Below are 19,695 nucleotides of genomic sequence, written 5' to 3'. Positions count from 1 at the left end.
AACCTGTGTTGCATGTTTCAACTTTGCGAGATCTCTCGCAAACTTTCAGCGAAACCAGTGCAGCAGCAGCGGAAAAATAAACGGCGCCAGCAGTGAGGTGATGATGCCGCAGATCACCAGCGCCAGTGAGCTGAATGCCCCTTCCTGATAGTCGAGTTCAGCGGCGCGCGCTGTGCCGAGTGCGTGCGACGCGTTACCTATCGCCAGTCCGCGCGCTGCCTTAGATTTCACGCCAAGCAGATTCAGCACGGTATGTCCGAACACCGCACCCAGTACTCCGGCAATCAGCACGCAGATGGCGCTGATGGCGGGAATGCCGTGCAGCGAACCGGAGACGGCCATCGCAATGGGCGTGGTAACGGATTTAGGAACAATGGTAGCGGCGATTTCAGGCGTGGCACCCATCCACAGAGCAATAGCGGTGCCAGAGGTCATGGCGGTCACACTGCCGATAAAGCAGACGCCAATAATCGATTTCCAGCGGGCTCGGATCTGGTGCATCTGCTCATACAGCGGCAGTGCCAGCGCGACAACTGCCGGTTGCAGCAGCTGATTAAGAATCTGACTGCCCGCGAAATAGCGCGAATAGGGCAGCTGCAACAGCAGCAGAATCGGGATAATAATCGCCATCGCGACCAGCAGCGGATTAAGCAGCGAGATTTTCAGCCGTATCGCCAGTTTGCGCGCCAGAAAAAATGCCGCCAGCGTCAGTGGCAGTGACCACCATATTTCACTCATCGCCTGACTCCACGGCCGGACGGCGACTATGAAGCTGGTGGGCGCTTACGCCGACAATAGAGAGAACCAGGAAGGTGCTGACGACGCAGGAGATCACGATAGGGCCAAACTGCGCGGTCAGAATATCGGTGTAGCTCATTACCCCGACGCTGATTGGCACAAATAGCAGCGCCATATAGCGAATCAGCAGATGGCAGCCCGGTTTAACCCAGCTGACAGGCAGGATCTGCGAGGCGAGCAGGGCAAACAGAATTAACATCCCAAGGATGCTGCCAGGCAGTTTGATGGGCAGCAGCGAGGCGATGCCGATTCCGGCGTATAAACAGAGATAAATGATGATAAAGGCGCGAAGATAGCGCCCGCAGACAGACAGCACGGTGAGCATGGCAGGCTCCTGTTTTCACTGAGCTTCATCATACGCATTAACCGCTTAGCGTGCTAGCGATCACATTTATGCAGCGGTGTGGCCGTAGCAGATACAGATTTTCAGGGGCGGGAGTGGAATGGAAGCGGTGCACATTCAGAGCGAGGAGTGATAGCCCTTCGCGCCCGTGATGAGGCACGAAGGGTTTAAGAACGGCACTGCGCTAAGCGGTTAAAGCCGCAGAATGCAGAGTGTTACTTAACGGGCATTCCCGGTACAGCACCGCTGTCGACGGACAGCACAAACAGATCTTTGCCGCCAGGACCCGCTGACAGCACCATGCCTTCAGAGATACCAAAGCGCATTTTACGCGGCGCGAGGTTGGCCACGATAATGGTCATTTTACCGACCAGCACAGAGGGATCGGGATAGGCGGCGCGGATACCCGAGAAGATCTGACGCTTTTCACCGCCAAGGTCGAGCTGCAGGCGCAGCAGCTTGTCTGAACCCTCAACCAGTTCAGCCTGCTCAATCAGCGCCACGCGCATATCAACTTTGGCGAAATCGTCGATGGTGATGGTGTCACCTACCGACGAATCTGCCAGCGGGCCGCTTGCGGCCGGTGCATCGGCGGCAGCGGCATCCTCTTTCGAGGCCTCAATCAGTCCTTCAACCTTTGCCATCTCAATGCGGCTGTAAAGCGCTTTGAATGGCGCAACCTGGTGGTCCAGCAGCGGTTGCGCGATAGCATCCCAGCTCAGTTCGCAGTTCAGGAAGCCTTCTGCACGGGCGCTCAGTGACGGCAGCACCGGCTTCAGCCAGGTCATCAGAATGCGGAACAGGTTAATGCCCATTGAGCAGATCGCCTGCAGATCGGCATCACGGCCTTCCTGCTTCGCCACCACCCACGGAGCCTGCTCATCGACATAGCGGTTCGCCAGGTCAGCCAGCGCCATGATCTCACGAATAGCCCGGCTGTATTCACGACCGGCCCAGGCTTCACCAATCTTCTCTGACGCGTCCACAAAGGTCTGATAGAGCGCCGGATCGGCCAGCTCAGCCGCCAGTTTGCCGTCAAAGCGTTTAGTGATAAAGCCCGCGTTACGTGACGCCAGGTTAACTACTTTGTTGACGATGTCGGCGTTTACGCGCTGGACGAAATCTTCCAGATTCAGATCGATATCGTCGATACGTGAAGAGAGTTTCGCCGCGTAGTAGTAACGCAGGCTGTCCGCATCCAGATGCTGCAGCCAGGTGCTGGCTTTAATAAAGGTGCCGCGCGACTTCGACATCTTGGCACCGTTGACGGTGACATAGCCGTGCACAAACAGGTTGTTCGGCTTGCGGAAGTTGCTGCCTTCCAGCATCGCTGGCCAGAACAGGCTGTGGAAATAGACAATATCTTTACCGATGAAGTGATAGAGCTCGGTAGTGGAGTCTTTACGCCAGAATTCATCGAAGTCGATGTCGCCGCGCTTGTCGCACAGGTTCTTGAACGAGCCCATGTAGCCGATAGGCGCATCCAGCCAGACATAAAAATATTTGCCTGGCGCATCCGGAATTTCAAAGCCGAAGTAGGGCGCGTCGCGGGAGATATCCCACTGCTGCAGGCCCGATTCGAACCACTCCTGCATTTTGTTCGCCACCTGATCCTGCAGCGCACCCGAGCGGGTCCAGGCCTGCAGCATGGCGCTGAAGGATGGCAGATCAAAGAAGAAGTGTTCAGAGTCGCGCAGAACCGGCGTCGCGCCAGAGACCACCGATTTTGGCTCGATCAGCTCGGTCGGGCTGTAGGTCGCGCCACACACTTCGCAGTTATCGCCATACTGATCGGCAGATTTACATTTCGGGCAGGTGCCTTTTACAAAACGGTCCGGCAGGAACATCCCTTTTTCCGGATCGTAAAGCTGGGAGATGGTGCGGTTTTTAATGAAACCGTTCTCTTTCAGACGGCCATAAATCAGCGCAGAAAGCTCACGGTTTTCGTCGCCGTGGGTCGAGTGATAGTTGTCATAGCTGACGTTGAAACCGGCAAAGTCGGCCTCATGCTCGCTTTTCATTTCTGCAATCATCTGCTCCGGTGCAATCCCTAACTGCTGAGCTTTCAGCATGATAGGCGTGCCGTGCGCATCATCGGCGCAGATGAAATAAACCTGATTGCCACGCATTCGCTGATAACGCACCCAAATGTCGGCCTGGATATGCTCGAGCATGTGGCCGAGATGGATTGATCCGTTCGCGTAAGGCAGTGCGCACGTTACCAGAATTTTTTTAGCGACTTGAGTCATAGTTTGCGTAGCTTTCTGTTGATTGAAAAAACGGGCTTAGATGGTAACTGAAGGCTTCTCCTGCGTAAACACAAGGGATTCACCCCCTGCGGTCACCGCAGATCCACGGGCATCTGATATCATTGACAATACATCGCTGAAACACAGCGTAAGCACAGCAGAAATAAGGAGTAGGGGATGACAGCACAATCCCGGGAACCGCAGACGCCAGAAGGCCTGCGCGCCATCGTGGCTGGCGTATTGAGAAGCTTTGAGCATCCGACCCTTAAGCAGAATCTCACCGCCCTGAAGGCGTTACATCACGTGGCACAGCTTGACGGTACGCTGCATGTGGAGCTGCTGATGCCGTTTGCCTGGGCCAGCGGATTCGACGTACTGAAAGAGCAGGTCAGCGCCGAACTGCTGCGTCAGACCGGCGCGGGTGCCATCGACTGGCGACTCAGCCATGACATTGCCACCCTGAAACGGGTGAAAAACCAGCCGGGCGTCAACGGCGTGAAAAATATTATTGCGGTCAGCTCTGGCAAAGGCGGCGTGGGTAAATCCAGCACCGCCGTGAACATGGCGCTGGCGCTGGCAGCAGAGGGGGCGCGGGTCGGCATTCTTGACGCCGACATTTATGGCCCGTCAGTGCCGAACATGCTTGGCACCCAGGATCAACGGCCTACCTCGCCGGATGGCACCCACATGGCGCCGATCATGGCGCACGGGCTGGCAACCAACTCTATTGGTTATCTGGTCACGGACGATAATGCGATGGTGTGGCGCGGGCCGATGGCCAGCAAAGCGCTGATGCAGTTGCTGAACGAGACGCTGTGGCCTGAGCTGGATTATCTGGTGCTGGATATGCCACCCGGTACCGGTGACATTCAGCTGACGCTGGCGCAGAACGTACCAGTCACCGGCGCGCTGGTGGTGACCACGCCGCAGGATATCGCCCTGATTGATGCCCGCAAAGGGCTGGTGATGTTTGAAAAGGTCAATGTGCCGGTACTTGGCGTGGTGGAAAACATGAGCCTGCATGTCTGCAGTCAGTGTGGCTTCCATGAGCCGATTTTCGGCACCGGCGGCGCACAAAAACTGGTAGAGGATTACCAGACGCAACTGCTGGCCCAACTGCCGCTGCACATTGACCTGCGCGAAGATCTCGATGAAGGTCAGCCGACAGTGATTCGCCGGCCCGATAGCGAGTTTACCGCGCTTTATCGCCAGCTGGCCGGACGCGTTGCTGCCCAGCTTTACTGGCAGGGCGAAGTCATCCCCGGCGACATCGCCTTCCGCGCGCTTTAAGCCCGACCCGACCCGCTGGCATATTGCGAGGCCAGCGGGTAGTGCATTAACACGTAGCCGCCATGTTCGCCTTCGCCCTGTGAAATCATCTTCCAGCCATGTTTCAGGTAAAAGGCCTGCGCCGCTTTATTCTTCTGCAGGCACTTCAGCGCACCGGTTGAGGTAAAGTGCGCCTCTGCCGCCTTAAGCAAAGCGCTGCCCACGCCGCGCCCCTGCCAGTCAGGATCGACATAGAGGCTGTGCAGGAAGTTATCGTTCTCCAGCAGGCCGGCAAATCCGACCCGCTGTCCATCAGCTTCCGCGACCAGCACGGTTTCACCCAGGATTACCCCATCAAAATCTTCCAGCTGCCACTCGCTGCCGTCCAGCCAGCGCCAGTTATGCCGACGCGCCGCCAGAAACAGCGTACGCAGAAAAGGACGATCGGCTTCAGTAAACGGACGAATCTCCACAAGTCAGCTCCCTTTTAATCCGGTCTTACAAAACTAGCAGCGATTCGCGGAGAGGGGCGGAAAAGATAAAGCGGGTTAAATGTCACGTAAATCGCTGTACACTGCCTGCCGGGCCAGAGAGCATCAGGCTCTTAGCGTTTGATAGCTTTCGTTAATCAAATTGATAACGACTGCATATTAGATGTTGGCCCGGAAATTATGTAACCTGCATCACATATTTTAACGGAGGCCACCAGATGTCTATTATCAATACCAAAATCAAGCCGTTCAAAAACGCAGCATTCAAAAACGGCGAATTCATCGACGTAACCGAGAAAGACGTTGAAGGTAAATGGAGTGTGTTCTTCTTCTATCCAGCTGACTTCACCTTCGTCTGCCCGACCGAGCTGGGCGACGTGGCTGATCACTACGAAGAGTTCCAGAAACTGGGCGTAGATATCTACTCCGTTTCTACCGATACCCACTTTACCCACAAAGCCTGGCACGGTTCTTCTGACACCATCGCGAAAATCCAGTACACGATGATCGGTGACCCGACTGGCGCGCTGACCCGTAACTTCGAAATCATGCGCGAAGACGAAGGTCTGGCTGACCGTGGTACCTTTATCGTTGACCCGGAAGGCGTTATCCAGGCAATCGAAATCACTGCTGAAGGCATTGGCCGTGACGCCTCTGACCTGCTGCGCAAAGTGAAAGCGGCTCAGTACGTGGCTTCTCACCCAGGTGAAGTGTGCCCGGCTAAATGGAAAGAAGGTGATGCAACACTGGCTCCGTCTCTGGACCTGGTTGGCAAAATCTAATTCCGCTTCGGCCTTTCGACCATTCTCCAATCGGGTGCTGCGGCACCCGATTTTTTGACCAGGATATCACTATGCTCGACACAAATCTGAAAACCCAGCTCAAGGCTTACCTTGAGAAATTAACCAAACCTGTTGAGTTGATTGCCACGCTGGACGAAGGTGCAAAATCAACCGAGATCCGTGAACTGTTGGTTGATATCGCCGGTTTGTCTGACAAAGTCAGCTTCCGCGAAGAGAACGATCGTCAGGTGCGTAAGCCCTCATTTCTGATCACCAACCCAGGTTCGAACAGCGGCCCGCGTTTTGCCGGTTCACCTCTGGGTCACGAATTTACCTCACTGGTGCTGGCACTGTTACAGACCGGTGGGCATCCGTCGAAAGAAGCACAAAGCCTGCTGGATCAGATTGCCGCGCTGGACAGCGACTTCCATTTCGAAACCTACTATTCACTCTCATGCCATAACTGCCCTGACGTCGTACAGGCGCTGAACCTGATGGCGGTGATTAACCCGCGCATCAGCCACACCGCTATCGACGGTGGCCTGTTCCAGAACGAGATTCAGGAACGTAACGTGATGGGCGTGCCAGCGGTTTACCTCAATGGTAAAGAGTTTGGTCAGGGTCGCATGAGCCTGGCGGAAATCGTCAGCAAAGTGGATACCAATGCCGACAAACGTGCAGCGGAAGAGCTGAACAAGCGTGACGCGTATGAAGTCCTGATTATCGGCAGCGGCCCGGCGGGCGCAGCGGCAGCCATCTACTCAGCACGTAAAGGTATCCGTACCGGCCTGCTGGGTGAGCGTTTTGGCGGCCAGGTGCTGGACACGGTCGATATCGAAAACTATATCTCCGTACCGAAAACCGAAGGGGCCAAACTGGCCGGTTCACTGCGCGCACACGTGGATGATTACAACGTAGACGTCATTGAAAGCCAGAGCGCCATCAAACTGATCCCGGCAGCGAAAGAGGGCGGAATGCACGCCATCGAAACCGCCTCCGGCGCAGTATTGAAATCACGCAGCATCATCCTGGCGACCGGCGCACGCTGGCGTAACATGGGTGTGCCGGGTGAAGAAGAGTATCGCACCAAAGGCGTGACCTACTGCCCACACTGCGATGGCCCGCTGTTTAAAGGCAAACGCACGGCGGTGATCGGCGGCGGTAACTCCGGCGTGGAAGCCGCTATTGACCTGGCCGGTATCGTTGAACACGTTACGCTGCTGGAGTTTGCCGGTGAGATGCGCGCCGATCAGGTGCTGCAGGATAAGCTGCGCAGCCTGAAGAACGTGGATGTGATTCTGAACGCGCAAACCACCGAAGTGAAAGGCGACGGCACCAAAGTTACCGGCCTGCACTATATCGATCGCACGACGCAGACCACTCATGAGCTGCCGCTCTCCGGTATCTTCGTTCAGATTGGTCTGTTGCCGAATACCCCATGGCTGGAAGGTGCGGTTGAGCGCAACAAAATGGGTGAGATCATCATCGATGGTAAATGCGAAACCAGCCTGAAAGGCGTGTTCGCCGCGGGCGACTGCACCACCGTACCGTACAAGCAGATCATCATCGCCAGCGGCGAAGGTGCTAAAGCCTCACTGAGTGCTTTTGACTATCTGATTCGTACCAAATCGGCTGAGTAACATTTAGTTAGCCAGACAATAGCCCTTCAGCACGCCTGCTGAGGGGCTTTTTTTTAGCCTGTTAATAGCCCGCCAGCGTCATCAGCATCATCCAGATTGGCGTCGTCACCGCCGCAAACACGGTAGAAAAGAGCATGCTCGCCGCCGCCGGGCCGGTAATGACATTGAACTTCTGCGACATCAGATAGACGTTAACCCCGACTGCCATCGATCCCAGCAGCACCACCACTTTACTCTCCAGCGGCGGCAGATCGGTCAGCCACGCGATAGCCCATACCGTCATCGGTTGCAGCACCAGCTTCAGCAGGCAGATGGTATAGCTCTCTTTTAAGCCATCCCGCACCCGATAGTGTGCCAGGCTCATGCCCAGCGTCACCAGCGACAGAGGTGCAGCCAGTGAGGCCAGCATCTTTAGCGGTTCAGCGGCCAGCAGCGGCAAGGGACGTTGCAGAAAGCTCCAGGCTGTACCGCTGAGAATACCGATGATCAGCGGATTCTTCAGCACGCCGAGCAGGGTGCGCCAGAGTCCTTCCAGCGAGAAGCTGCCCTGTTTTGCCCACTCGACCGAAACGGTCAGTAAGGTCCAGAGGATCAGGCTGTTAAACACCAGCACCAGCGCCACCGGGGGCAGGGCTTCTGGCCCCAGCAGTACCGTGGCCACTGGGATCCCCAGCATGACGTTGTTGGAAAAGATGCCGCCCAGCGCAAAAACCGACGCCGCTACGCCATCCAGATTAAACAGCCTTGTTGCCAGCAGTCGCCCCACGATAAACACCAGCAGGCAACTGCCGAAAAAGGCCAGCAACAGGCGCGCATCCACCGGCGGACTTTGCGAGAAGGTGCTCATTACCCGAAACAGCATGCAGGGCAGAGCAACGTTAAACACAAAGCGGTTCATCCCTTCACTGATGCTGGCGGGCCATTTCCCCATGCGCGTCAGGCAGTACCCCAGCAGGATCAGGATAAACAGCGGGGCTGACAGGTAAATTTGATGGCTTAAGCTTTCAAACAGCAGTGGCATAGAGAGAGTCTGGTCAGACGATGATTAGTTACCAGACTAACAAATTGCTAACTAACTGTTAACCTGTACTGTGTCCGGAATGACCGTTGCCGGGACGCTAACCTAACCAGCGGCGCGCCTGCCGATCGCTGATGTCGCGATAATAGACACGGTGAATAATTTCGCCACAGCCTGTGCAACGGGCGGAGATATAGGTGGAGAGGTACTGTCTGCCATTGGGTGCCACGGCACCCTTGCGTTCAATATTAATATCCTGCCATCGATGGCGGTGTGGAATAAGCGCTAAAAATCGCATCATACATCCTGAATAGTATGAAGTTCCGCTTCAGGAGTTTTCTAACTCCATGAAATAAAGTGTTTTTTACGATGATGCTGCGAGCAGGTTAATTATTATGGGGTAACCAGAGTCACTGCGGGAAATATTACCCATCCGGGTAATAAGCGGGGCTACCTATAAAGAGGTATCTCGTTAACCCGCAGCATTAAGCCTTTTTTTGCACCCTCAGGCGTTGATCGGGATCATGTGAATTGTTTCAGCTCTGATTATTTCCCAGGCGGGAGTCGCTTGCTTTCGCTGCGCGGCTTGCCTATGCTGCAAGCCGTAATACGACTCGGGGTGCCGCTTTCCACACGGAAAGGGCTGAGAAAAACCCGCTGACCTGAACTGGATAATGCCAGCGTAGGGAAGTCTGATGCCTGACCGCATTCGCCTTCTTGTTCGCCGGTTGGGAGCTACGATGACACATCAATCTCAACACCTTTCTGCCGCGCACTTCGCGCCCATTCTGCACGCTTTCCGGCGCCAGTCACCGCTGGTGCACTGTATGACCAATGACGTGGTCCAGAACTTCACCGCCAACGTGTTGCTGGCACTCCATGCCTCACCGGCGATGGTGATCGATGCCGCTGAGGCTGCCCAGTTCAGTAGCATGGCCGATGCACTGCTGATTAACGTGGGCACCTTAACCCGCGATCGCCAGCAGGCGATGCAGGCTGCCGTCACCGCGGCTAATCAGGCGGGCACGCCCTGGACACTCGATCCGGTTGCCGTCGGCGCGCTGACGCTGCGCAGTGACTTCTGCCAGCAGTTGTTAAACCAGCAACCGGCGGTGATTCGGGGGAATGCGTCAGAGATTCTGGCGCTGGCACAACAGGCCAGCGGCGGGCGCGGTGTCGACACGCTGCATCAGGCGGATGCAGCACTCGATGCGGCCCAACAGCTCGCGGAAACCTGGAGCACGCTGGTGGTCGTCACCGGTGAAGTGGACTACGCCACCGATGGTCAGCGACTCCTTGCTGTACACGGTGGAAGCCCCTTAATGACACAGGTAGTCGGGACCGGCTGCGCCCTCTCGGCAGTGGTGGCGGGTTTCAGCTCTCTGCCTGGCGATCGGCTGATGAATGTCGCGGCCGCCTGTCAGGTGATGGCGCTGGCGGGTGAAAAGGCGGCGGCGCAGGCTGCCGGACCCGGCAGCTTTGCCACGGCGTTTATTGATGCACTCTGGACGCTGGAGGGTAATCATGAAACGTATTAACGCTCTGACGATTGCGGGTACCGATCCCAGCGGCGGCGCAGGGATTCAGGCCGATCTCAAGACCTTCTCCGCTCTGGGAGCCTATGGCACCAGCGTCATCACCGCGCTGGTGGCACAGAACACCTGCGGCGTGCAGTCGGTTTATCGCATTACGCCTGACTTTGTGGCCGCCCAGCTCGATTCGGTGCTCAGTGATGTGCGCATCGACAGCGCAAAAATTGGCATGCTGTCAGAAACGGCTATCGTGGAGCAGGTTGCGGCCCGGCTGAGCAATGCGGCAATCCCGTTTATCGTGCTGGACACGGTCATGGTTGCGAAAAGTGGTGATGCGCTGCTCTCGCCAGACGCCGTAGCCAGTGTACGAGAGCTGTTATTGCCGCAGGTCTCGCTGATCACGCCTAATCTGCCGGAAGCGGCGGCGTTGCTGGATTGCGCCATTGCGGCAGATGAAGAGGAAATGCGCGAGCAGGGACGGGCATTGCTGGCACTGGGCTGTCAGGCCGTGCTGATGAAGGGCGGTCACCTTACGGCGGCGGAGAGCCCGGACTGGCTGATCACGCACTCAGCAGAGCAGCGATTCAGTACGCCGCGCGTGAATACCCGTCATACGCACGGCACCGGCTGTACGCTGTCGGCAGCCTTAGCCGCGTTGCGACCACGTCATGCTGACTGGGCAGAGACGATTGGGGAAGCCAAAAACTGGTTACAGCAGGCGCTGCTGCAGGCGGATTCGCTGGAGGTCGGGAAGGGTATCGGGCCGGTTCACCATTTTCATCAATGGTGGTAACGACGAAGGCCCGCATCGACCTGGTAATCAGGTGGTGCGGGCGGTTTCAGGTTCAGGGTGCTTCAAACCAGGCGCTGTTACGCTCGGCAATCGGGGTGATAGAGAAGATCATCTCCTGCAGATGACGACGCATTGCCGCTTCGGCTGCATCGGCGTCATGACGCTTCAGCGCCGCAAAAATCTCTTCATGCTGCTCAATCAGCTTGTCCGGTGGAGAGACTTCACTCAGCGTCAGAAACCGCACCCGGTCCATGGCCGCTTTGATGTTCTCCACCGTTTCCCAGGCCAGCTTACAGTCGATGCTTTCAGCAATCAGGCGATGAAACTCATCGTCCAGAGTGAGAAAAGCCTGGCTGTCATGCCGTTCAGCGGCCATGCGCTGCAGCTGCAGGTTATGCTCCAGCGCCATCAGAGCCGGATCATCAATCTCCAGTGCCGCACGGCGAACCACCGACACCTCGACTGCCTCCCTGATAAAACGGCCATCCGCCACCCGCTTAGCGGAGATTTTGCGCACGAAAGTGCCACGCTGCGGCAATACCTGTACCAGTCCGGCTTCGGCCAGCTTGATGAACGCTTCACGCACCGGCTGGCGTGAAACGTTGAAGCGCGCGGACACCTCTTTTTCCGAGAGCAGCGAGCCCGGCTGAATTGCGCAGGTGACGATATCTTTGCGCAGATACCGGTAAATCTGCTGATTTACCGGTTCGCTGGTAGTAATGGTATAGGCGATCGACATGCAGCAATATCCATATTACGGCTGGCAGGGGCCAGCGCGATGGGAAAGTGTCAGTCTAATCAGCGCGCTGCATCTGCGCCAGCGCTTTGTCACCAGGCTGTTATGCCTGACTCATACACTGTTGCACCGTCGCCCGCGCGCCCTGAGTCGTCAGTTGCTGGTAATACGTCGTCAGTCGGGCCACCAGATCGGCGTTCTGCGCTAAATCTTCGCCAAAGATGTCGCGCAGACCCAATAGCGCACGGACACGCGCTTCGCCTTCTTCGCTACCGGCAACCGTCTCTGCCAGCGTGGCTTTCAGCGGATCGCGGATCTCAATCGGTTGACCCTGTTCATCGACGCCACCGACATAGCGCATCCAGCCCGCCACGCCCAGCAGCAGCAGGTCGCAGCGGCTACCGCGCTGCAGATGCCAGCGCAGACTGTCGAGCATGCGTTGTGGCAATTTTTGCGATCCGTCAGTGGCGATTTGATATGTGCGATGTTTAATGGCACGGTTTTCGTAACGGGCGATCAGCGAATCGGCATAGGCGTTGAGATCCACGCCCTGGGTACGCAGCGTCGGCGCCTGCTCATCGATCATCAGTGAACGGGCGGCGGCGCGGAAATGGGGATCGGCCACGCAGTCGCTGATGTACTCATAACCGGCCAGAAAGCCGAGATAGGCCAGGAAAGAGTGGCTGCCATTCAGCATGCGCAGTTTCATCTCTTCATAGGGCAGAACGTCTCTGACCAGTTCTGCGCCCGCTTTTTCCCACGCCGGACGGCCATTGACGAAGTTATCTTCAATCACCCACTGAAAGAAGGGCTCCGCTTCAACCGCAACCGGGTCATCGGAACCCAGACGCGCGCCTAGTGCCGCAAACGCTGCATCGGTCATGGCCGGAACGATACGATCCACCATGGTGGAGGGGAAGGTTATGTGTTGCTGAATATAGTCTGCCAGGGCCGGATCCTGATGCTGTGCCAGTTGCACAACAACGTTGCGGGTCACGTGACCATTTTCCGGCATGTTGTCACAGGACATCACGCTAAAGGCGGGTAAGCTCTGATCTCGTCGGCGGCGAATCGCGGCCAGAATCAGACCGGGCAGCGAACGCGGCGAATGCGGATTCTGCAGGTCATGCACGATATCAGGGTGATCGGCATTTAAATTGCCACTGGCAGGCTGGTGGCAATAGCCTTTCTCGGTGACGGTCATGGAGACAATCGCCACCTCAGGCTGGCTCATGGCATTGATCACCGCCTCAATACCGTCACTTTTGCCGTGCAGTGCCTGAGTAATGACGCCAATCACCCGGGTATGCAATGAATCATCGGCCATCTCGGTGAGGGTATAAAGCAGCTGCTGCTCTCGCAGGGCCTCAATCAACGCGCCGCTGTTGAGGTTCACTTCACAATAACCCCAGTCGCTGCCCTGTTCAGCCAGCTTATCGCTGCAGAGCGCCTGATGGGCGCGGTGAAATGCACCAAAACCGATATGTACCATGCGGGTTTTTAACTGGCTGCGGTCGTAAGCGGGGCGCTTGACCTCCGCGGGCAGGCGATCAATCTGTAACATAGTCCATCCTTATGGCACACGGGGCGCAAAGCGCCCCGAAATCATACATCTGTTAACGAAACAACACTCAGACCGAAACCGGTTTATCCTGGGTTTTCGGACTGCGAATCACAAATAACACCAGGAAGGCACCCAGCGCGGCGACACAGCCCGCCAGGATAAAGGCGCTATCGAATTTACCGGTGTGATGAACAATAAACCCGGTGACGATGGGCCCGATGATGCCGGAGAGGCTACCCACCAGATGGATAAAGCCGCTGATGCTGCCGATACGGCTCTTGTGCACCACATCCTGAATAATCGCCCAGTAGATTGCGCCGGTGATATAGAGAAAGAAAATCGACACCGACATCATAATTACCGCAGGCACCACATCTTTTATCGTACCCGCCAGCGCCACACAAATTGCGGCGGCCAGCAGTGAGACCACCAGCACAATTTTGCGGGACAACAACAGCTTGCCGGTGATGTTAAAGATCTTATCGGAGATCCAGCCACCCAGCGCCAGGCCAACGAAACCGACGATCCACGGGATCATGGTGGTGATGCTCATCGATTTGATATCCAGGCCGTGCGCCTGCACCAGGTAGGCCGGGAACCAGCTCAGGAAGAAGAACAGAATGTAGTTGTAGCAGAAGAAGGCAAAAGCGGTGACCAGGATAATCGGCTGGCGCAGGTAGTAGCCAAACGGATGTGACGTTTCCGACAGATCAACTTCATCATTCGGGTTCGTTGCTTTCAGGCGATCAATCAGCAGACGTTCCTCTTCGCTGACGCGCTTGCTCTTCGCCGGATTGTCAGCGGCGAAGAAGAGCCAGAACGCCATCCACACCAGACCGATGCAGCAGACAATCACGAACGCCGGACGCCAGCCATAGGCGAGCGCCAGATAACCAATGATCGGGCCAGCGACCGCACCACCTAAAGGTGATCCGGCACTCAGTAAGCCCATGGCCGTCGCGGCCTGTTTTTTCGGGAACCAGCCGTTAATCGCTTTGTTGGCCGAGGAGCAGATCGGGCCTTCAGCCATGCCGAACAGCACACGCAGGATCAGCAGTGACCAGAAGCCGGTGGCCAGTGCGGTCATGCCGCAGAAAATGGACCAGGCACCTACCGCCACGGCCAGCACGATTTTAGGGCCATAGCGGTCAGTGGCAAGGCCGCCAAGGAAGTTAAACAGGGCATAGCCAAAGAAAAAGCTGCCGAAGATCATGCCAAACTGCTCAGCATTGATCGCCAGATCTTTTTCCACCAGCGGCACCGTCAGCGACAGGGCGACACGATCGAGGTAGTTAATCATGTAAACCAGGAACAGCAGCAAAACGAGGGTCCAGCGCAGATTCTTGAACATACAAACTCCGTGATCTGTTTTATCTTTATAGTCATGCCGGCGGGTACGCACCGGCTGAGGAGACCTGGTGTTCAGCGGATAATTAACCCATCTGAAGTATGACTTTGCAGCAGGTGCGCGGATCTTTTTCAAACAGGGTCATCGCACGCTCAATCTCCTGCAGCGGGAAGTAGTGCGTGACCAGTTTCTCTGGCTGGATTAACCCTTTTTCCATCCATTCGATCACCTGGGGGAAACGATTGCTGTTAAGACGTGAGGTAAACAGCGACAGCTCCTTGCTGGTCAGGCTCTGCTGAGTAATGCTGCACGGCTCGCCGGAGAAACCCAGCAGGCCAATGCGCGCGGCCGGTGAGGCGAGGGCAGCTGCTTCAGCCAGAATGGTGGGATGGCAGGCCGCGTCGATAATCAGCGTAGGCTGCACGCCCTCAAGCTGTGCCGCCAGCGGGATTTCGCTGTTATCGAACAGTTGATCCGCACCGCTCTGCTCTGCAAGTGCCAGCCTTTCCGGCAGGCGATCCACCACCATCACCTTTTTAACCTTATAGACGCCCTTCAGCACCTGAATCGCAGTGAGCCCCATCGGACCGGCACCGTAAATCAGCGCCACATCGTCTGGCTGCGGTTTGAGAAACGCGGTGATATTGGCGGCGATAGTGAAAGGCTCAACCAGACTGGCGAGCCGATCGGGGATGCTGTCCGGCAGGGAAAAGGCATTTTTTGCCGGAGCCAGCGCAAACTCGCTGAAGCCGCCATCACGGTGCACGCCAATCACCTGCAGTGTGGTACAAACATTGGGACGGCCCACCGAGCAGGGATAGCAGCTGCCGCAGCTCACCACCGGATCCACCGCCACGCGGTCGCCCAGCCGGGCCGGATCAACACCGTCGCCCACCGCGTCAATGACGCCGAAAAATTCGTGACCAATTACCCGTGGATATTTCGCGAACGGGTTATGCCCGTGCCAGATATGCACATCAGAGCCGCAGATACTGGCATAAGCCACTTTGACCCGGACTTCGCCCGCCGCAGGTTGTGGCAGTGGACGTTCAGCCACCACCAGTTCACCCGGCTGTTCAATAACAACGCTTTTCATCAGCTTCTCCTTACCAGTTCCACAGGGTGCCATCTTCAAGACGGGCGACCGGGAGATAGGCAGGTTCATAGGGATATTTCGACGCCAGTTTCTCGTTGAATTCAATGCCGAGACCGGGTTTGTCGCCTGGATGCATGTAGCCCTGGTCAAAGGTCCAGTTAGCATCAAACAGCTCCATCATCTGTTCGGAGAAGCCCATGTACTCCTGCACACCGAAGTTCGGCACCCAGAGGTCAAAGTGCAGTGCAGCCGCCATGCAGACAGGGGAGAGATCAGAAGGACCGTGCGAGCCGGTGCGCACCTGATAGAGCGAGGCAAAATCAGCGATACGCCGCATACCGGTAATGCCGCCCGCATGCGTAATGGTGGTGCGGATGTAGTCGATCAGCTGTTCTTCAATCAGCTGCTTACAATCCCAGATGCTGTTGAACACTTCACCCACGGCAATCGGCGTAACGGTATGCTGGCGGATCAGGCGGAAGCACTCCTGATTCTCAGCAGGCGTCGGATCTTCCATCCAGAACAGGCGATAATCTTCCACGCTCTTGCCAAAACGCGCCGCTTCAATCGGCGTCAGGCGATGATGCATGTCATGCAGCAAGTGCTCGTCGAAACCAAACTTGTCACGGATGGCGGCGAACAGTTTCGGGGTGAAATCGAGGTATTTCTCGGTTGACCAGAGCTGCTCTTCGGGCCAGTTACCTTTGGTTGCAGGCTCATAGGCCAGACCTTTGCCTTTCGCCATGCCGTAAGTGGTTTTCATGCCCGGAACGCCGCACTGCGCGCGAATCGCTTTGAAGCCCAGCTCTTTGTGCTTCGCGTAGTCATCCATCACTTCATCAATGGAGTGACCGGTGGTGTGGCAATAGACCATCACGCCGGTACGGGATGCACCACCCAGCAGCTGATACACCGGCATATTGGCGGCTTTGCCTTTGATATCCCACAGTGCCATATCGACGGCCGAGATAGCGGACATGGTGACCGGGCCACGACGCCAGTAAGCGCCCTTGTAGAAATATTGCCAGATGTCTTCGATCTGATGCGCATCGCGGCCAATCAGCTGCGGGCAGACGTGATCTTTCAGGTAGGAGGCGACCGGTAATTCACGGCCATTCAGCGTTGCGTCGCCAATGCCGGTCAGACCCTGATCGGTGGTGATCTTTACGGTGACAAAGTTTCTGCCTGCGCAGGTTACAAATACTTCTGCCTTAACAATTTTCATCCTGGTTGCCTTAAGTCAGCGTTCAATGATGAAAAAGTACGCTCTTTAATACTACCATACAAGTTAGGGTGGCAGAGTTGTGAACGGAATCACAGAGTGTTTACATTGCCTGAAAACGCCCGTTAAGGCGTGATAAAGCGAGGCAGCAGGAGGAATGTTACGGAGAAAATGGGCGCTAATGGGAGCAGAAGAAAAAAGGGGCTTTCGCCCCTGATGTCGGTTCAGGCAAGCAGCGCGCACTGCGGCGGCAGGCGGCAGCTCAGCGCGCCCGCCATCACCTCAATCACGAATTCGCGCCCGGAAAGCGGCTCGCCATCGAGGTTAAAGGTCATCTCATGCGGAGAACGGATCGTCAGTGACTCCAGTTGCGTGGTGACGATGCCGGGATTGTCATCGTCGCCGGTCAGCGAGTGCAGCAGGGTAGGCAGCAACTCCTGCGCGGTAACAACACTGACGTCAAGTCTGCCATCGTTGATCAGGGCAGAAGGGCATAACCGCTGACCGCCGCCCGCCTGACGACCATTACCGATACCGATCACCAGCGCATCACCCTGCCAGGCGAAATCGGGGCCGCTGATCTCGCAGGTATCCGGTTTCAGCGTATCCATGCGCATCAGGCCGTGAATAAAGTAGGAGACGCCACCCAGCGCCGACTTCAGCTTTTCCGGGGTTTCAGTCGTGATACGGGTGCCAAATCCGCCGGTCGCCATATTGATGAAGTAGTGGCTCTGATTTACCCTGGCCAGATCGATGGCACTGGCTTTGCCCTGAATCGCCAGTCGCAGTGCCGGTTCCATCTCTTCCGGGATGCCGACGCTGGTGGCAAAATCGTTGGCGGTACCCAGCGGCAGGATGCCCAGCACCGGGCGATGATCCGCTTCAGAAGAAGCCAGCGCAGTCGCAATTTCATTGATGGTGCCATCGCCACCACCGGCCACCACGGTCGCGGCCTGCAGCGCAATGGCCTCTTTAACGTACCGATCGCCGTCACCTTTTTCAAACGTGACACGCACCGCAATGTCGAAGCCTTCTTCACGCAGGGTCGTAATAGCTTCGCGCAGATCATCATTACCCGCGCCTTTCCCATTCAGGATGAGCAGCGTAAGCGGTTTATTATCCATTTTGCGTTCCTTGAAGATCTACAGAGTAAGAAGGGATTTATAACACAGCTGCCAGCAGTAAATTATTGGCGAAAGAGAGAAAAAAGAAAACCCGCACGGGGGAGCCGGGCGGGTAAATGAGGTGGTTCCTGGTAAATCTGCCGTTTGTTGTTACTCGTTAGCAGCAGGCGGGACTATAAAGCAGCACCGCGCAAGGGTCTGTGATCCTGTTCTGATTTCCTCAAAATGTTTCCGTTGGTAAACGATTATGAGGGTCCCGGGTATCTTCACCATGATCAAAGTTGCGCAGCAGCAGTGCAAAACGCAGATCCACCTCCTCTGGCACCCGCAGCCAGACGCGATGGCCATCGCCCGGCGCAACTTCAGTGGGCTCACCACGTGCATTCTGCAGCGCGTCCAGCTGGCAATTCAGGTTCCCCTGAGGCGTCATGATCTCCACGCTGTCGTGCAGCATAAACTTATTCTTCACCGCCACTTCAGCCCATTCGCCCCGGCGTTCGCCGGTGAATTCGCCGACAAACTGCTGGCGGTCGGACACCGAAAAGCCCTGCTGATAATTCTGGTAGCTGTCGTGAGTGTGGCGGCGCAGGAAACCTTCGGTATAGCCACGATGTGCCAGGCCTTCCAGGGTTAACAGCAGTGAGGGATCAAACGGCTTACCGGCAGCGGCATCATCAATCGCCCGGCGATAAACCTGGGCGGTGCGGGCGCAGTAGTAGTAGGACTTGGTGCGTCCCTCGATCTTCAGCGAATGAACGCCCATCTCGCTGAGCCGCTCCACGTGCGCGACCGCGCGAAGATCCCGCGAGTTCATGATGTAGGTGCCGTGCTCATCTTCGAACGCGCTCATCACCTCGCCGGGCTTCATCTTCTCTTCCAGCAGAAACACCTTGTCGGTGGGCTGACCAACGCCCAGCGTTGGCGTCACATCCTGTACGGCGACAGGCGTGTGGATACCTACGATATTCCCCACCTCATCCTGCTGACCCTCCGCCACTTTATACTCCCAGCGGCAGGCGTTGGTGCAGGTTCCCTGATTCGGGTCGCGTTTGTTCATATAGCCGGAGAGCAGGCAACGACCGGAGTAGGCCATGCAGAGCGCGCCATGGACAAAGACTTCCAGCTCCATCTCCGGGACCTGCTGGCGGATCTCGGCGATCTCCTCCAGCGACAGCTCGCGTGACAGAATCACCCGGCTCAGCCCCATCTGCTGCCAGAACTTTACCGTGGCCCAGTTGACCGCATTGGCCTGCACCGACAGATGAACCGGCATCGTCGGGAAAGCGTCGCGCACCAGCATGATCAGGCCGGGATCGGACATGATCAGCGCGTCGGGCTGCATCGCCACTACCGGCGCTAAGTCACGAATAAAGGTTTTCAGCTTGGCGTTGTGCGGCGCAATGTTCACCACCACGTAGAATTTTTTACCCAGCGCGTGCGCTTCACTGATGCCCAGTGCGAGGTTTTCGTGGGTGAATTCGTTGTTGCGCACCCGCAGGCTGTAGCGCGGCTGGCCGGCATAGACGGCATCGGCACCATAAGCAAACGCGTAACGCATGTTCTTCAGGGTGCCAGCGGGGGAAAGCAGTTCGGGTTTCATGATTTTCTCACTGATGTCAGGTCAGCATGTCGCCTCAGGCGGCAGGTGCAGGGCAGTTAAGCCCTGCAAAAGGTGCGGAATTGTAGGCAG

18 protein-coding genes and 1 riboswitch are annotated in these 19,695 nt (G+C 56.6%); of the genes, 5 read left to right on the top strand and 13 right to left on the bottom strand.

Translation table 11 applies throughout. The features are described from left to right. Positions 1-45: 45 nt before the first annotated feature. The 3 genes from HFD94_RS13665 to metG all read right to left on the bottom strand — a co-directional run bounded on the left by HFD94_RS13665 (position 46) and on the right by metG (position 3,390). Complete coding sequence (locus HFD94_RS13665) at positions 46-738, bottom strand: CidB/LrgB family autolysis modulator (RefSeq protein ID WP_167433211.1); 693 nt, start codon at positions 736-738, stop codon at positions 46-48. Next, positions 731-1,123 (bottom strand): CidA/LrgA family protein, encoded by a 393-nt coding sequence (locus tag HFD94_RS13660; RefSeq protein WP_167433210.1) that lies wholly within the window; start codon positions 1,121-1,123, stop codon positions 731-733. Before HFD94_RS13660 ends, HFD94_RS13665 begins: the two co-directional genes overlap by 8 nt. Before the next feature lie 233 nt (positions 1,124-1,356). After that, the gene (metG, locus tag HFD94_RS13655; RefSeq protein WP_167433209.1) at positions 1,357-3,390 is read right to left on the bottom strand and encodes a methionine--tRNA ligase; all 2,034 of its coding nucleotides are present in this window, start codon (positions 3,388-3,390) and stop codon (positions 1,357-1,359) included. A 177-nt stretch (positions 3,391-3,567) separates the two neighbouring features. On the opposite strand from metG, the gene apbC reads away from it, so the two are divergent. Then, positions 3,568-4,680, top strand: coding sequence for an iron-sulfur cluster carrier protein ApbC (gene apbC / locus HFD94_RS13650; protein ID WP_010248231.1), 1,113 nt, complete (start codon positions 3,568-3,570; stop codon positions 4,678-4,680). Here apbC and HFD94_RS13645 read toward each other — a convergent pair. Then, a complete protein-coding gene (locus tag HFD94_RS13645) occupies positions 4,677-5,132 on the bottom strand; it encodes a GNAT family N-acetyltransferase (protein WP_010248228.1) in 456 nt (151 codons plus the stop codon). The two genes, apbC and HFD94_RS13645, sit on opposite strands and share 4 nt — an antisense overlap. A gap of 236 nt (positions 5,133-5,368) precedes the next feature. On the opposite strand from HFD94_RS13645, the gene ahpC reads away from it, so the two are divergent. Both ahpC and ahpF read left to right on the top strand, forming a co-directional pair. Then, positions 5,369-5,932 carry an alkyl hydroperoxide reductase subunit C gene (gene ahpC, locus HFD94_RS13640; RefSeq protein WP_010248225.1) on the top strand — a complete coding sequence of 188 codons (564 nt, stop codon included), beginning with the start codon at positions 5,369-5,371 and terminating at the stop codon, positions 5,930-5,932. Positions 5,933-6,003: 71 nt separating this feature from the next. Next, positions 6,004-7,572 (top strand): alkyl hydroperoxide reductase subunit F, encoded by a 1,569-nt coding sequence (gene ahpF / locus HFD94_RS13635; RefSeq protein ID WP_010248223.1) that lies wholly within the window; start codon positions 6,004-6,006, stop codon positions 7,570-7,572. Positions 7,573-7,633: 61 nt separating this feature from the next. Here the strand turns inward: ahpF and HFD94_RS13630 are convergent, their stop codons facing one another. Both HFD94_RS13630 and HFD94_RS13625 read right to left on the bottom strand, forming a co-directional pair. Next, entirely contained in the window at positions 7,634-8,593 is a 960-nt protein-coding gene (locus HFD94_RS13630; protein ID WP_163640025.1) for an AEC family transporter, read from the bottom strand. Between the two features lie 97 nt (positions 8,594-8,690). Beyond that, on the bottom strand, positions 8,691-8,888 hold the full coding sequence (locus HFD94_RS13625) for a hypothetical protein (protein WP_010248217.1): 198 nt from the start codon (positions 8,886-8,888) through the stop codon (positions 8,691-8,693). A gap of 307 nt (positions 8,889-9,195) precedes the next feature. After that, positions 9,196-9,296: riboswitch (TPP riboswitch) on the top strand. A gap of 34 nt (positions 9,297-9,330) precedes the next feature. Between HFD94_RS13625 and thiM the strand changes: the two genes are divergently transcribed. Next, positions 9,331-10,128, top strand: a complete 798-nt coding sequence (gene thiM, locus HFD94_RS13620) for a hydroxyethylthiazole kinase (RefSeq protein WP_089413997.1) — start codon at positions 9,331-9,333, stop codon at positions 10,126-10,128. Further along, positions 10,115-10,915 (top strand): bifunctional hydroxymethylpyrimidine kinase/phosphomethylpyrimidine kinase, encoded by an 801-nt coding sequence (gene thiD / locus HFD94_RS13615; protein WP_033778762.1) that lies wholly within the window; start codon positions 10,115-10,117, stop codon positions 10,913-10,915. The genes thiM and thiD overlap by 14 nt, the downstream gene beginning before the upstream one ends. A gap of 52 nt (positions 10,916-10,967) precedes the next feature. Here thiD and HFD94_RS13610 read toward each other — a convergent pair whose 3' ends face one another. From HFD94_RS13610 to yegQ, 7 genes are all read right to left on the bottom strand, one after another. Then, positions 10,968-11,654: a GntR family transcriptional regulator gene (locus HFD94_RS13610; protein WP_010248206.1), complete on the bottom strand. Its 687-nt coding sequence runs from the start codon at positions 11,652-11,654 to the stop codon at positions 10,968-10,970. A 100-nt stretch (positions 11,655-11,754) separates the two neighbouring features. Beyond that, entirely contained in the window at positions 11,755-13,215 is a 1,461-nt protein-coding gene (locus tag HFD94_RS13605) for a mannitol dehydrogenase family protein (protein WP_167433208.1), read from the bottom strand. 67 nt (positions 13,216-13,282) lie between these two features. Then, positions 13,283-14,566, bottom strand: coding sequence for an MFS transporter (locus tag HFD94_RS13600; protein ID WP_010248200.1), 1,284 nt, complete (start codon positions 14,564-14,566; stop codon positions 13,283-13,285). An 82-nt stretch (positions 14,567-14,648) separates the two neighbouring features. After that, positions 14,649-15,659, bottom strand: a complete 1,011-nt coding sequence (locus HFD94_RS13595; protein WP_033788256.1) for a Zn-dependent oxidoreductase — start codon at positions 15,657-15,659, stop codon at positions 14,649-14,651. 10 nt (positions 15,660-15,669) lie between these two features. After that, the gene (gene manD, locus HFD94_RS13590) at positions 15,670-16,884 is read right to left on the bottom strand and encodes a D-mannonate dehydratase ManD (protein WP_010670990.1); all 1,215 of its coding nucleotides are present in this window, start codon (positions 16,882-16,884) and stop codon (positions 15,670-15,672) included. Positions 16,885-17,105: 221 nt separating this feature from the next. Next, complete coding sequence (gene yegS / locus HFD94_RS13585; protein ID WP_033772226.1) at positions 17,106-18,005, bottom strand: lipid kinase YegS; 900 nt, start codon at positions 18,003-18,005, stop codon at positions 17,106-17,108. Positions 18,006-18,225: 220 nt separating this feature from the next. Continuing rightward, positions 18,226-19,608: a tRNA 5-hydroxyuridine modification protein YegQ gene (gene yegQ, locus HFD94_RS13580; RefSeq protein ID WP_033743970.1), complete on the bottom strand. Its 1,383-nt coding sequence runs from the start codon at positions 19,606-19,608 to the stop codon at positions 18,226-18,228. Between the last annotated feature and the right edge of the window lie 87 nt (positions 19,609-19,695).

This window comes from Pantoea sp. EKM20T, assembly GCF_011800485.1.
GTDB lineage: Bacteria > Pseudomonadota > Gammaproteobacteria > Enterobacterales > Enterobacteriaceae > Pantoea > Pantoea agglomerans.
Note: the sequence above shows the minus strand (reverse complement) of the source record. Positions and strands in the feature narration are given on the sequence as shown.